At 35.8% G+C, this 13695-nt stretch carries 15 protein-coding genes; 9 read left to right on the top strand and 6 right to left on the bottom strand.

The features are described from left to right. The first annotated feature begins 198 nt into the window (after positions 1-198). The gene (locus E0W69_RS17730) at positions 199-942 is read left to right on the top strand and encodes an electron transfer flavoprotein subunit beta/FixA family protein (protein WP_131331397.1); all 744 of its coding nucleotides are present in this window, start codon (positions 199-201) and stop codon (positions 940-942) included. Positions 943-992: 50 nt separating this feature from the next. Next, positions 993-1949 carry an electron transfer flavoprotein subunit alpha/FixB family protein gene (locus E0W69_RS17725; protein ID WP_131331396.1) on the top strand — a complete coding sequence of 319 codons (957 nt, stop codon included), beginning with the start codon at positions 993-995 and terminating at the stop codon, positions 1947-1949. Positions 1950-2026: 77 nt separating this feature from the next. Here the strand turns inward: E0W69_RS17725 and E0W69_RS17720 are convergent, their stop codons facing one another. The 4 genes from E0W69_RS17720 to E0W69_RS17705 are packed head-to-tail and all read right to left on the bottom strand — an operon-like array spanning position 2027 to position 3993. After that, entirely contained in the window at positions 2027-2458 is a 432-nt protein-coding gene (locus tag E0W69_RS17720) for a hypothetical protein (RefSeq protein ID WP_131331395.1), read from the bottom strand. Between the two features lie 60 nt (positions 2459-2518). After that, positions 2519-3109, bottom strand: a complete 591-nt coding sequence (folE, locus tag E0W69_RS17715; protein WP_131331394.1) for a GTP cyclohydrolase I FolE — start codon at positions 3107-3109, stop codon at positions 2519-2521. 22 nt (positions 3110-3131) lie between these two features. Beyond that, positions 3132-3569, bottom strand: a complete 438-nt coding sequence (locus E0W69_RS17710; protein WP_131331393.1) for a 6-pyruvoyl trahydropterin synthase family protein — start codon at positions 3567-3569, stop codon at positions 3132-3134. Positions 3570-3582: 13 nt separating this feature from the next. After that, positions 3583-3993 (bottom strand): 6-pyruvoyl trahydropterin synthase family protein, encoded by a 411-nt coding sequence (locus E0W69_RS17705; RefSeq protein ID WP_131331392.1) that lies wholly within the window; start codon positions 3991-3993, stop codon positions 3583-3585. Positions 3994-4050: 57 nt separating this feature from the next. Here E0W69_RS17705 and mqnB point away from each other — a divergent pair, with 57 nt between their 5' ends. From mqnB to E0W69_RS17675, 6 genes are all read left to right on the top strand, one after another. After that, positions 4051-4698, top strand: a complete 648-nt coding sequence (gene mqnB, locus E0W69_RS17700) for a futalosine hydrolase (protein ID WP_131331391.1) — start codon at positions 4051-4053, stop codon at positions 4696-4698. A gap of 1 nt (position 4699) precedes the next feature. Beyond that, on the top strand, positions 4700-5494 hold the full coding sequence (locus E0W69_RS17695) for a PhzF family phenazine biosynthesis protein (RefSeq protein ID WP_131331390.1): 795 nt from the start codon (positions 4700-4702) through the stop codon (positions 5492-5494). A 13-nt stretch (positions 5495-5507) separates the two neighbouring features. Next, on the top strand, positions 5508-6359 hold the full coding sequence (locus E0W69_RS17690; RefSeq protein ID WP_131331389.1) for a 1,4-dihydroxy-6-naphthoate synthase: 852 nt from the start codon (positions 5508-5510) through the stop codon (positions 6357-6359). A 6-nt stretch (positions 6360-6365) separates the two neighbouring features. Further along, on the top strand, positions 6366-6815 hold the full coding sequence (locus E0W69_RS17685) for a GNAT family N-acetyltransferase (protein ID WP_131331388.1): 450 nt from the start codon (positions 6366-6368) through the stop codon (positions 6813-6815). 87 nt (positions 6816-6902) lie between these two features. Next, a complete protein-coding gene (locus E0W69_RS17680) occupies positions 6903-8000 on the top strand; it encodes a Nif3-like dinuclear metal center hexameric protein (RefSeq protein ID WP_131331387.1) in 1098 nt (365 codons plus the stop codon). An 18-nt stretch (positions 8001-8018) separates the two neighbouring features. Next, a complete protein-coding gene (locus E0W69_RS17675) occupies positions 8019-8783 on the top strand; it encodes a zinc ribbon domain-containing protein (RefSeq protein WP_131331386.1) in 765 nt (254 codons plus the stop codon). 84 nt (positions 8784-8867) lie between these two features. Here E0W69_RS17675 and E0W69_RS17670 read toward each other — a convergent pair whose 3' ends face one another. Together E0W69_RS17670 and E0W69_RS17665 are read right to left on the bottom strand one after the other, a co-directional pair. Continuing rightward, entirely contained in the window at positions 8868-10259 is a 1392-nt protein-coding gene (locus E0W69_RS17670) for a gluzincin family metallopeptidase (protein ID WP_131331385.1), read from the bottom strand. 103 nt (positions 10260-10362) lie between these two features. Then, complete coding sequence (locus E0W69_RS17665) at positions 10363-12468, bottom strand: glycoside hydrolase family 97 protein (protein ID WP_131331384.1); 2106 nt, start codon at positions 12466-12468, stop codon at positions 10363-10365. Between the two features lie 151 nt (positions 12469-12619). Here E0W69_RS17665 and E0W69_RS17660 point away from each other — a divergent pair, with 151 nt between their 5' ends. Next, positions 12620-13639, top strand: coding sequence for a LacI family DNA-binding transcriptional regulator (locus E0W69_RS17660; protein WP_131331383.1), 1020 nt, complete (start codon positions 12620-12622; stop codon positions 13637-13639). Positions 13640-13695 lie beyond the last annotated feature (56 nt).

Here is a 13695-nt window from a genome sequence, read left to right as displayed (position 1 = left end):
AGGTCCTAGAGGAAGCGTGCTGTCTAGAAAATAATACTCTCTTACATTACATACATTTCGACTCCAGTTATTTCTATTTCTGGAGTATTTTTTTGTGAAAAATTCCCAATTTCGATATAGACTTTCCTTGTATTTGATTTATATTTGGCGTCCTTACAACACACAAGGACATCTCGTTACATTTTAAAACAATTAAGAATGAAAATTCTAGTGGCAATATCCAAAACGCCAGACACGACTTCTAAAATTACTTTCAAAGAAAATAATACGCAGCCTGATGAGTCTTCGACACAATGGATTATCAATCCTTATGACGAATGGTATTCTTTGGTGAGAGCAATTGAAATAAAAGAAAAAGATCCCGCAACGATCGTACACATTTTAACGGTAGGCAATGCTGGATCTGATCCGATTTTACGTAAAGCATTGGCATTGGGTGGCGATGAAGCGATTCGTATAAATAGCGAAGCAAAAGATGCATTTACAATTGCGAATGAAATTGCGAACGTCGCACAAGCCGGCGCTTACGATATTATTTTTACGGGAAAAGAATCCATTGATTTTAACGGCGGATCTGTCGGCGCTATTTTAGCGGAATTATTACAATTACCTTATTTGCCTTTGGCGACCAAATTAGAATTGGAAGGGAATAACGCAACAATCACACGTGAAATCGAAGGTGGTGAAGAAAAAGATGCAGTAGCGACTCCATTTGTAATTGGATGTACAAAAGGTATGGCCGAACAAAGAATTCCAAATATGCGTGGCATCATGGGTGCGCGTTCCAAACCTCTAAAAGTGGTCGAACCAACAGCGACAGAATCTTTCACAACGATCGAATCATTCGAATTGCCGGCAGCAAAAGACGGCGTGAAGTTATTCGAAGCAGGTCAAGAAGCGGATTTGATCAAAATCCTTCACGAAGTAGAAAAAGTATTGTAATTAAATTTTATTGAACATCCGGAGCATCCGCTCTTTAATATATTATCAACATGTCTGTATTAGCAATCATCGACCACGGACAAGGTCAAATAAAAAAATCTACTGGCGAACTTTTAGCGTATAGCGCGGCACTTGCCAATGCGTTGGGTACGGAAGTAAGCGCATTAATATTGGGAACTGTAGAGGACAATCTTTCTGATTTGGGAAAATATGGCGTTAGTTCTATTTTTCAAGACATCAATGCAGGTTTCAATACTGCAGACAATCAAGCCTTAACTGCTGCAATCGCACAATTTGTAACTGAAAAAAATATCGATACGATTGTTTTCCCTGATGGTACCCTTTCTAATAGTGTTGCACCAAGATTATCTGCCAAATTAAAAGCAGGTTTCGTTTCTAATGCGATCGGTCTTCCAAAATTGGAAAATGGATTTTCAGTGAAAAAAGCCGTATATTCTGGTAAAGCATTCGCATGGTATAAAATCAATACTGCGGTTAAAGTAATTTCTATATCAAGCAATAGTTTTGAAGTAAAAACAAGTGATGCGACTGCCAATGTAGAAGCAGTAAGTTTGAATTTGGAAGCATCAAAAGTTACCATTCAATCTGTAGATATAGTCAAAGGAGAAATTCCATTAAGCGAAGCGTCTATCGTCGTAAGTGGTGGACGCGGATTGAAAGGTCCAGAAAATTGGAAAATAGTAGAAGATTTAGCGCATAGTTTGCATGCAGGTTTGGCTTGCAGTCGCCCCGTTTCTGATAGTGGATGGCGTCCTCATCACGAGCACGTAGGTCAAACTGGTAAACAAATTGCGCCTAATTTATATATTGCGGCTGGCATTTCAGGTGCGATTCAACATTTGGGTGGTGTAAATAGAAGTAAAGTAATCGTCGTTATCAATAATGATCCTGAAGCGCCATTCTTCAAAGCGGCAGATTATGGTATCGTCGGAGATGTATTTGAAATATTACCTCGCTTAACTGCAGCGGTCAATAATTTGAATTAAAAAAATATTCTATACTTGAGAATGCTTCACTTCGTATGTAATGACGTCATTACATACGAAGTGAAGCATTCTTAATTTCATAACTTCTGAAATCTATACTTTTGAATTAATGCATCAATCAAATTAAGAATCATACTACTTACCCAATACCAATAACCTAAATAATAATTTGTAATTTTTGATTTATGCCCGGCCTCATCAACCAATATTTCTTTGATGGAGAAAAAATATAAAGCACAAATAATCGCTGAAACACCAAAAAGTATTGCCAATGTATTTTTCTTTTTATTAAAAATCCAAGACAATATCAGTAAAGGATTGGCAAGCCAAACAATCCCAGGAGCTCCCATCATCAAACCCATCCATCCGAATATCAATAAACCCAAACCTTGCTCTTGCTCTGGCATATCTGGACCTGTACCATAACAAGGATGAAATATGGAAAATGTAAAACAAGCAATACTTAGAATTAAAAAGATATTATTAGCAATAATTTTGGCAAGCTGCATAGCAATTCATTTAGACAAAAAAATGCCAGCATTTTTTCAAAACGCTGGCATTTAAGAAATTTATTTCATTTGCAATAAACGCAAAAATTCATTGCGGGTAACTTCGTTTTCAAATGCGCCACAGAAAGTGGAAGTTGTGGTCAAAGAGTTTTGTTTTTCTACGCCACGCATCATCATACACATATGATTTGCTTCTACCACAACAGCTACGCCGAGCGGTTGTAATGCCTCTTCTATCGCATTCATAATCTGCATTGTTAAGCGCTCTTGTACTTGCAATCGACGGGAAAATACATCAACAACACGCGCAATTTTACTCAAGCCAGTAATGTAACCATTGGGAATGTATGCCACATGCGCTTTTCCAATAAATGGCAACATGTGATGTTCGCAAAGGCTGTATAATTCAATATCTTTTACGATAACAATCTCACTTTTGGGTGCGGTAAATTTTGCAGAATTCAAAATTGCCACGGGATCTTGCGAATAACCTTGTGTCAAAAACTGCATGGCTTTTGCCACTCTTTCTGGTGTTTTTACCAATCCTTCTCTTTCCGGATCTTCGCCCAAAGATTGTAAAATACTATGGTAATTATTTGCCAGTTCGTTGGTTATTTCCGCGTCATAATGTTCGACTTTTCTATATGCCATATTTGCTATTCTTATTAATATTTTATTGAAAATCAAGCGTTACCGGATATTCTACAAAATTTCGTGGAGTTTCGTATAATCTCACTTGCAATGCTAATTCTGGCTTTAATCTTGCCCTTATCAATTGGTAAATTACTTTTACAATATTCTCTGCCGTCGGTAATTGCTGTTGAAATAAATCCGTATCCAAATTGAGATTTTTATGGTCAAATCTGCTGTACACTTCCTCTTCCAAATATTGATTCAATATTTTCAAATCAATTACATAACCCGTCAATGGATCGGGCGTACCGACTACTTTTAATATAATTTCATAATTATGTCCATGAAAATTGGCATAACTACAAGGTCCGAAATAGGCGAAATTTTCCTCCTCCGACCACTGCGGCAATGCTAGACGATGCGCAGCATTGAAATGTCCTTTTCGAAATACTGCTACTTTATCTAGTTGATTGGCCATTCATTTTTAGTTTTTATTCCCCAAAATATTCTACATAGATTCTTGGCGTTTCGTACAATTTCAAGCAATGCAATTGTACACCTTCTGGCATCAATGGCGCCAAAATATTCCAAAATCCAATCACCACATTTTCCGTGCTACACATTTGTCCTTTTAAGAAATCTACATCCAGATTGAGATTGCGATGATCTACTTTTTTGATCACATTTTCACGTATCAATATGCTCAATTTTTTTACATCCATGACAAATCCTGTATCTGGATCGGGCTTGCCTTTGACCGTTACAAATAATTCATAATTATGACCGTGAAAATTTTCATTCGCACAAGGTCCAAAAACGGACTCATTTTTTTCTAAACTCCAGTTCGGATTGTATAATTTATGCGCCGCATTAAAATGCTCCAAACGCGTTAGGTAAACCATATTGCCTCTAAAATTTTGGCAAAGGTAACACAACAAAAAAATATACGATATTCGCTTATGCAAATTTTGGTCACTTCCGCTACAGAAATGGAGACGCGTCCGCTCCGAGAAGCGTTACAAACGAATCCCATCGAAGCACATGAAATTCAATTCCATACGATAGGCATAGGCATGTTAGAGGCAAGTTTTCATTTGCAAAAGTTATTGACAATCAATACTCCCGGCCTGATTATCTTGGCAGGTATCGCTGGAACATTTGACAAAAAAAAGACATTGGGACAGGTTTTTGTGATAGATTCTGATCAATTTGTCAATGCCGGCGTCGAGGAAAATGGAATTTGGAAAGATATTTTTGATCTCGGATTTGCTGATAAAAATGCATTTCCATATTCGGATGGCGTGCTAATAAATCCTTATTTGAAAGATTGGAATAAGACAAATCTACCGACAGCAAAAGCGATAACAATTGATGAGATTACGACGTCTTCCCTAAGAATGGATGCTTATTTATCTAAATATCAACCTGTTATTGAATCGATGGAAGGCGCGGCGTTGCATTATAACGCATTGCAATATCAAATTCCATTTATGCAAATAAGAAGTATTTCCAATCTTGTCGGCGATCGAGATAAATCAAATTGGGATTTTAAAAATTCTATTGGAAATTTGAATACGGAATTGCTTAAAATCTTTCAAAATTTATAAAATGAAACTTCCCATATATCAAGTAGATGCATTTACCAACCAACCATTTAAAGGTAATCCGGCAGCCGTTTGTCTGTTAGAAAACGATATTCCATCCGAAATCAAACTCGCCATTGCTGCGGAAAATAATTTATCCGAAACCGCATTTTTACTGAAAACGGGGGAAGGTGCTTACAATTTACAATGGTTTACACCTTCAGTTGAGATTGATTTATGCGGACATGCGACGTTGGCAAGTGCACATATTTTATGGGAATTAGGTTTGGAAAAATCAGAGACAATTGTACATTTCAAGACGCTTAGCGGTATTTTAAAAGCTTCTAAATCAGAGAATTGGATCAGTTTGGACTTTCCGGCAATCCCAATTACAGAAGATTCCATTCCTGAAGATTTGCAAAATATCTTTCCAAATTCGTCTATCTTTAAAGCGCAAAGTGCTAAGTATATTGTAGAATTATCGTCTGCAAAAGAGGTAATTCAATACCAACCAGATTTTCATCTATTGGAAAAATATGCCACCATCATCACCGCAAAAGGAGATTCCGAAAGTCCTTACGATTTTGTTTCTCGCTTTTTTGCCGTTCCTGTTGGGGTTAATGAAGATCCAGTGACAGGTTCTGCACATTGTTGTTTGGTACCTTTTTGGGCAAACAAATTGGGCAAGACAACTTTATTTGCCTACCAAGCTTCAGCTCGAGGAGGTGAATTAAAATTGAAATTAGAAAATGGCAGCGTTTTTCTTTCCGGAGAAGCCATTACATTAATAAAAGGGGAGTTTTTGCTCCCTACACTTTAAAATCGATAAAAGAATGAAGCTTAGTTTAGGTTTTAGCCCATGTCCCAACGACACTTTTATCTTTGACGCGCTCGTCAACCATAAAATAGATACCGACGGATTGGAATTTGATTTACATCTGGAAGATGTACAGACTTTAAATAATTGGGCAAAAGAGGGGAAATTAGATTTTTCGAAGATTAGTTATGGCGTATTGCCACGTATTTTGAGTGAATATTGTGTTTTGGATAGTGGTGGAGCTTTGGGTATGGGCGTTGGTCCTTTATTGATTGCCAGCAATCCAATGGCTGCTGAGGAGGTTCACGCACATCAGATTGCTATTCCTGGTGTGGACACGACCGCACATTTGCTATTTTCATTGGCATATCCAGATGCAAAAAATAAAGAATTTGTCGTCTTTAACGAGGTGGAAGATTTTGTAAAAGACGGTAAAGGTCTTGGTGTTATTATCCATGAAAATAGATTTACCTATCAAAAAAGAGGCTTGGTAAAATTGATTGATTTGGGTGATTATTGGGAAAAAACAACGCATGCACCAATTCCTTTGGGCGGTATCGTTGCTAAACGTAATCAACCTTTCAAATTATTGAAAAAGATGAATAATTTGATACGCAACAGTATCGAATATGCGTATATCCATCACAAAGATCAATTGGCAGAATATGTAAAAATGCATGCACAAGAAATGGAAGAAGAGGTGATGCGTCAACACATCAACTTGTATGTCAATAACTTCTCTTTTAGTTTGGGTGACAAAGGTAAAAAAGCCATTTTCCAAGTTTTGGATGTGTACAACAATTTGCATGCGGAAAATCAGATTTCAAAAGAAAGCATTTTTGCAGCAGAATTACAAACCGTTGCTTAATCATTTATGCAAATAATTCGCACAGATTCTACGCATCCTGACTTTTTGCAATTAGTAAAAAGTTTGGATGCCGATTTAGCCATTAGAGATGGAGCAGAACATGCCTTTTATGCACAATTCAACAAAGTTGATTTGATCAAAAATGTGGTTGTTTTGTATGAAAATGAACAGCCAGTAGCTTGTGGTGCGATCAAAGAATATGCTCCACAAATATTTGAAATCAAAAGAATGTTCACCGATCCGACATTTCGTGGGAAAGGTTTAGCCGGACAAATTTTAAATGAATTAGCCAATTGGGCAAAAGAATTATCCGCTGAAAAATTGATCTTGGAAACGGGCTTGAAACAACCAGAAGCCATTCGCTTATATGAAAAAAATGGTTTTCAAAGAATTCCCAATTTTGGTCAATATGTAGGTGTGAGCAACAGTGTTTGTTTTGAAAAGATTTTGCTATAATTCCTCATTCCAACCCTTCTCCTAAAGGCGAAGGGCAATACTAAAAATCAATATTCATTTTACTATTAACTTGGTATTTATATATAAATGAAAATCAAAGAGATAACTCAATATTTAGAAACGATTGCGCCACTCTCCTATCAAGAAAGTTATGACAATTGCGGATTAATTACCGGCAATGCCAATTGGGAATGTACCGGCATTTTAACCACTTTGGATTGTATCGAATCGATCGTCGAGGAGGCAAAAGCAAAAGGTTGCAACTTAATCGTCGCACATCATCCGATTGTATTCAAAGGTTTGAAAAAACTCAATGGAAAAGATTATGTAGAACGTACGATTATCGCTGCCATCAAAAATGATATAGCGATCTACGCGATTCACACCAATTTGGATAATATGTTGGCTGGCGTCAACGATCGCATTGCAGACAAATTGCAACTCAAAAATCGCCAAATCTTACAACCGAAAACGGGAGTTTTAAAGAAATTAGTCACATTTGTACCTGTCAAAGATACTCCAAAACTGCGTGAAGCATTATTTGCCGCAGGCGCAGGCAATATCGGTAATTACAGTCATGCGAGTTTCAATACGGAAGGCGATGGAACATTTCAAGCGAATGAAAAAGCGAATCCTTTTGTAGGAGAAATTGGGCATTTGCATACGGAAAGAGAAACGAGAATTGAGGTTATTTTTCCCGCTTATTTGGAATATAGCTTGTTGGCTGCATTGAAAAGCAATCATCCGTACGAAGAAGTGGCTTATGATATTTTCCCATTGTCCAATGCGTTAAACGAAGTCGGAGCAGGTTTGGTGGGAGAATTGGAAGAACCTTTGGAGGAAAAGGAATTTTTGTCTATTGTCAAAGATGTATTTAACTTAAAAGTGATAAAACACACACAATTTATAAATAAAAAGATAAAAAAAGTCGCTTTGTGTGGCGGTGCAGGTAGTTTCTTATTTAAAGACGCAATCAATTCACAATCAGATATTTATATTAGTTCGGATATAAAATATCACGAATTCTTTGATGCGGAAAATAAGATTTTAATTGCAGATATCGGACATTGGGAAAGCGAACAGTATACAATAGATTTACTATTTGATTATTTGCATACAAAATTTCGTACCTTTGCCGTCTTAAAATCGGAAACAAATACAAATCCGGTTTATTATTTTGTATAAATTGTTTATTCAAATTATATGGCAACAGCAAAAACAAAAGATTACTCTGTAGAAGAAAAGCTTTCTGGTCTTATTAAATTACAGAAAATCGATATCAAATTGGACGAATTACACACTTTACGTGGTGAATTGCCAATGGAAGTAAGTGATCTTGAAGATGAACTCGCTGGTCTTACTAACCGAAAAAATCGTATCGAAGAAGAAATCAACGGAATCTCAGAATATATTGAAAGTAAAAACAATACGATCAAAACCGCTGAAGAACTTGTAAAAAAATACGAAAAACAAAGCGAATCTGTTAAAAACAACCGTGAATTTGAAGCGATCAACAAAGAAATTGAAGATCAACAATTAGAAGGTAAATTAGCAGAACGTCATATCAAAGATGCCAAAGAACAATTGGAAGAAAAAGGCGGCAACTTAGATCACGTTAAAAAACAAATCGCTGGTAAAGAAGGTGTTTTGGAACAGAAGAAGGGCGAATTAGACAAAATCATCGCTGATACAGAAAAAGAAGAAGTTGTATTGAAAGAAAATGAAGATGAAGCACGTCACGTGGTAGATCAACGTTTGATTTTCTCCTACGACCGTATTCGTAATAATTATAGAAATGGATTGGCAGTTGTACCTATCGAGCGTGATGCTTGTGGTGGTTGTTTCAACGCGATCCCTCCTCAAAAACAAAGTGAAATCCGTCAACGCAAAAAAATCATCATTTGCGAAAACTGCGGACGTATCTTGGTAGATGAAGAATTGTTCAACTCAATCGAAGCAACTAAATAAGTTTAAAACAACTTGTCAAATACTTAAAAAGGTCTTGTATGGTTTCATACAAGACCTTTTTATTTAATTTTAAGGGAAAATACCTTATTTGGATATTAACTCAATTGCGTTACTTTTTGAAATATCAGATGTCAATAATTGAGACTCAATTTCCGCAAATTTTTGTTCTCCTATTACGTTTTTCAAAGTCCCGGATAGAAATGCGTAGTTTGTAGTTTTCTCTTTGTTATTCAAAATATTTTTCAACCACGAATTCATATTGTCTGTTCCAATGATTTTTTCAATTGCAGTAAAAATAACTGGTGCGTAATAGTAAACATATAATTCTCTATTTTGAAAATCACTACTCACCTTTATTTTTCCAAAAGGAACGGCTTGAAAATCTTTCAATATATTTATTTTTTGAGTCAATATTTTATTATAAATATTAGGACTAATCAGATTTCTCATGAGCTGCATTCCTGTATATTCTGTAAAACCTTCCAACATCATATCACCTAATACATCATTGAATTTTCTATAATTTCCAAAATAATAATGAGCCAGTTCGTGTGCAATCGTTAATCTATTAGCAGAGTCCAGATATAATTGTAATCCATATTTACCAAAACCAATATTAACGACACTTGGAAAAGATGCAAAGCTCCAAGCATTACGTTTACTCAAAGGAGTAGTATGGATTAATGTAAATGCATCTTTGTAAGGAATGGCAAAAGTTTGCTGATAATATTTTTTATACTTGTCGATATCTCTGCCAAGGCTATCGAGTTGATTTTTATTTAAATCTGGATTTAAAAAATAAATGGAATCAATCTCTTTGTACTTAAAGTCTCCACAATACAAGTTAATTGGAACTGGATTCTTGCTTTCAAATTGCCCCTTATTAGAATTCAAAGGAGCACTACCATTTACATATAATACTTTACAATCAATACAACTAACATTTATATCATAGGTAATATTATCATATGGCAAATCTTTCTTAATATCGTACAAAATGGGATACCAACTTGATTGGGCACCGTCCGTTCTTAGAGAGTAACTATTAAAAGCAATATTACCTTTCCAATCAGACAACATATAATTGTCGTTTAAAGTATCCTTCACTACTGGGAATTTTCCAACGTATTTTACTTCTAAATTATTAGGTAAATATTTTCTTTTTCTGGTATTATCTAGAAAGTAGTAAGCCATAGATTCTCCAGTTTGGAAGCTATCTTTATCATACTCCACCGAAGCATGTAATAAAAACCCCTTACCATCTAAGCTTTTCCAGTTTAATACATTCATCCCTTTATTTAGTCGTATGTAGTAATCTTCTAAATGTGGAATATTTTCCAATTTTAAATCAGATTCAATAGAACCTTCTTTAATGGAAATTTTGATATTTCCTGTCAATTTGGGGACTGAGTCTTGGGCAAAACAAATATTCAAAAGACAATAAAATCCTGTAATTACTAGTAGTAGTTTTCTCATTTTCTCTAATTATTTCTTGATTAAATATACAAAAACTAACCCTAAAACAAAAAACCGCAGTCGATGACTGCGGCCTTCTCATGTGTTGTGGTTTGTATAAATATTATTGTGCAATGATGCTGATAGCATAACCACCACCACGAGCACATATTATTTTCAATTTAGTTTTATCTGTAACATTCATTTTTTTGATCGTGTAGGATTGCGGATTTTTTTCGTAATCTGCATCTTTGCCATCTTGGTAAATCGTGGCTATATATTTTTTCCCTTTATCCAAAAAGTCCAAAGAAATATCGGAAACTCGTGAGATCTCATCATTGGTACGACCGACAAACCAATTATTCGTTCCTTTTGCTTTTCTCGCGTAGGTGATATAATCTCCTGGTTCCGCTTCCAGAACTTTGGTATCGTCCCAATCTACGGCGACATCTTTGATAAATTGGAATGCATCTGGAAAACGCATATAATTTTCTGGAAGATCTGCAGCCATTTGGAATGGACTGTACATCGTTACATACAATGCCAATTGGCGCGCTAATGTGGTATGAACAAAGGAATGATTTTCCGGATTGATTTTTTCAATACGCGTTTCAAAAATTCCTGGTGTGTAATCCATTGGTCCGCCCATCAACCTTGTAAATGGTAAGATGGTGGTGTGATCTGCATTATTTCCACCAAAAGATTCATACTCTGTTCCTCGTGCCGCTTCTTCCGCCAACAAATTGGGATATGTGCGAGAAAGTCCTGTCATGTGAACTGATTCGTGAGCATCTACCATGATTTTATATTCGCTGGCTTTTTTAACAGCATGCAGATAATGGTTGTCGATCCATTGCCCATAATGATGTTCGCCTCTTGGCAAAATATTTCCAACATAACCACTTTTCACAGCATTGTAACCATTGTCCACCATAAAGCGATAAGCAGTATCCATAAATCTTTCGTAATTGCGAACGGAACCAGAAGTCTCATGATGCATGATGATTTTAATTCCTTTGGATGCAGCATAGCGATGTAATTCTTTCACATCAAAATCTGGGTAAGGAGTAATGAAATCAAATACATAATCTTTTTCATGTCCAAACCAATCTTCCCAACCTACATTCCAACCTTCCACCAACACGGCATCAAAACCATTTGCGGCAGCGAAATCAATGTATTTTTTCACATTCGTTGTCGTTGCGCCATGTTTGCCATTGGGTTTTAATTTAGAATAATCTGTTATTCCTAAGTGAATATTGTCGGTATCAGCATATGCCCAAGTGCTTTTTCCAGTAATCATTTCCCACCAAACACCGACATATTTCATCGGTTTGATCCAACTTACATCTTCATATTTGGTTGGTTCGTTTAGATTATAGATCAATTTGGAAGTCAATATATCCGCAGCTTTGTCGCTTACGATGACCGTACGCCAAGGCGTCTGTGTGGGCGTTTGTAAATGACCTTTATTTCCTTGTGCATCAGGAGTCAAAAATGTGGTAAAAGTCATATTTTGATCATCCAAATTCAAATTCATTGCCGCGTAATCAATCAACGCGGCTTCATGAATATTGATATACAAACCTTTATCCGATTTCATCATCAAAGGTGTCTGGACTCCAGTAGGAGAAAATGTGGTTTGAGACGCATTTGGCGTTACCGCGTCTTTCATTTTTCCACGGATTTCGGACAATTTGGATGTCACGGTACTATATTCTTCCGTATCAAAATCGCCTGGCAACCAAAAAGCCTTGTGATCGCCCGCCATCGCAAACTGCGTATTTTCTTCTTTTATCGTAAAATAAATGAAGTCTTTTTTGGTAAATGGAAATTCATATCTAAAACCCAAACCATCATTGAACAATCTGAAACGAATAACCATTTCATGTTTGGTACTATTTTGCAAAAGCGTAACTGCCATTTCTTTATAATGATTGCGGATTTGGCTCACTTCGCCCCAAACAGGTTTCCAAGTTTCATCAAAAGAAGACGTATCAATTTTTTCGATAGTAAAATCTTTGTTTAAGTCTGTATCATTGACTAATTGCAAACCCAAATGGCTTGGTTTGATTACAGCTTGTCCCTTGTATTCTAAGGAATAAGTAGGAACACCTCCTGATTGTAAACTAAAATCAAGATCAAAAGATTTATCTGGCGATTGAATTTTTTGTGCATTCGCAGTAGCGATACAACATAGCATAAATAAGGAAAATGTCAATTTGTGCATATGGAATTCTTTAGAAATTTGGGAACGTTCCCGAAATAGTATAAAAACTAACGAACAAATGTATGTAACTTTGCTAAAAGAAAACAAAGATTCCATTAAAAAATAAAAATCAACAGGTAAATATTACTTTAGCTGCCTTATCGAAAAGTTCATGGAGAATCCAAGCATTAATATAAAACAACTCGCCAAAGCTCTAAATCTAAGTACATCTACGATCTCTCGTGCATTTAGAAATAATTCGGATATCAATCCAGATACGAAAGAGAAAATTTTGGCAAAAGCGAAGGAATTGAACTATCATCCCAATCTATACGCAAGTTCATTACGAGAAAAAACCACCAATACAATTGCGATTGTTTTACCTGAATTAGCCAATAACTTTTTCTCTCAAGCAGTCAAGGGGATCGAGCAGGTAACGCGAGCGCATCAATATCATACATTGGTGTATGTTACTGATAGCAGTTACGAAAAGGAACAATCGATCGTGGAAAATCTTTTAAATGGTCGTGTGGACGGAATGATTATCTCTGCCACTGGTGAGGGAAAAAAGAATGCGCACATCACCAATATCATCAAAAAGAAAATTCCATTGGTCTTTTTTGATCGGGTTTACGATGAATACGCCTTACCCAAAATTATCAATAATGATTACCAAAGTAGTTATCAAGCGACCAAAGATTTAATAGAAAGAGGGGCTGAAAAAATAGCATTTCTAGTGATTGACAAAGAGCATTCCATTGGAAGGAAAAGACTTGAAGGCTATTTAGATGCATTGAAAGAATTCAATATTTCTATTGATAATCAATTAATTGTAGAATGTGACAATGATCGAGAAATCAGCTTTTATATTATTGAGAACTTAATAAAAAAAATGAAGCCAGATGCGATTCTTACAGCAGTGGAAAGATTGGCTGTTGTTTCCTATCGTGTATGTCATGCAAATAAAATTCGTATACCCGAAGAAGTAAAAATCATTGGTTTTTCAAGTTTGGAAATTGCGGATTTACTAAATCCATCTCTTTCTACTATTACACAACCCGCATTTAAAATGGGACAAAAAGCTGCGCAACAACTATTTGGCATCTTAAAATCTACACATTTAGAGGAAAATTTTGCACCCATTGAGTTGAAATCAGAAATTATACATCGAGAATCCACAAGAAAGATTTAATAATTTTTTAATTTTTTGCTAAAAAACGTTTGTTAGTTTAAAAATTAGCTTTACGT

It is taken from the genome of Rhizosphaericola mali (genome assembly GCF_004337365.2).
Taxonomy (GTDB): Bacteria; Bacteroidota; Bacteroidia; order Chitinophagales; family Chitinophagaceae; genus Rhizosphaericola; species Rhizosphaericola mali.
This window is presented reverse-complemented; position numbering and strand designations above follow the sequence as displayed.

Coding starts and splice junctions, on each gene's coding strand:
- E0W69_RS17720 (WP_131331395.1), bottom strand. CDS start 2,458: ATGCAGCTTGCCAAAATTATTGCTAATAATATCTTTTTAATTCTAAGT.
- E0W69_RS17660 (WP_131331383.1), top strand. CDS start 12,620: ATGGAGAATCCAAGCATTAATATAAAACAACTCGCCAAAGCTCTAAAT.
- E0W69_RS17670 (WP_131331385.1), bottom strand. CDS start 10,259: ATGAGAAAACTACTACTAGTAATTACAGGATTTTATTGTCTTTTGAAT.
- E0W69_RS17680 (WP_131331387.1), top strand. CDS start 6,903: ATGAAAATCAAAGAGATAACTCAATATTTAGAAACGATTGCGCCACTC.
- E0W69_RS17710 (WP_131331393.1), bottom strand. CDS start 3,569: ATGGCCAATCAACTAGATAAAGTAGCAGTATTTCGAAAAGGACATTTC.
- E0W69_RS17725 (WP_131331396.1), top strand. CDS start 993: ATGTCTGTATTAGCAATCATCGACCACGGACAAGGTCAAATAAAAAAA.
- E0W69_RS17690 (WP_131331389.1), top strand. CDS start 5,508: ATGAAGCTTAGTTTAGGTTTTAGCCCATGTCCCAACGACACTTTTATC.
- E0W69_RS17695 (WP_131331390.1), top strand. CDS start 4,700: ATGAAACTTCCCATATATCAAGTAGATGCATTTACCAACCAACCATTT.
- E0W69_RS17685 (WP_131331388.1), top strand. CDS start 6,366: ATGCAAATAATTCGCACAGATTCTACGCATCCTGACTTTTTGCAATTA.
- mqnB (WP_131331391.1), top strand. CDS start 4,051: ATGCAAATTTTGGTCACTTCCGCTACAGAAATGGAGACGCGTCCGCTC.
- folE (WP_131331394.1), bottom strand. CDS start 3,109: ATGGCATATAGAAAAGTCGAACATTATGACGCGGAAATAACCAACGAA.
- E0W69_RS17705 (WP_131331392.1), bottom strand. CDS start 3,993: ATGGTTTACCTAACGCGTTTGGAGCATTTTAATGCGGCGCATAAATTA.
- E0W69_RS17665 (WP_131331384.1), bottom strand. CDS start 12,468: ATGCACAAATTGACATTTTCCTTATTTATGCTATGTTGTATCGCTACT.
- E0W69_RS17675 (WP_131331386.1), top strand. CDS start 8,019: ATGGCAACAGCAAAAACAAAAGATTACTCTGTAGAAGAAAAGCTTTCT.
- E0W69_RS17730 (WP_131331397.1), top strand. CDS start 199: ATGAAAATTCTAGTGGCAATATCCAAAACGCCAGACACGACTTCTAAA.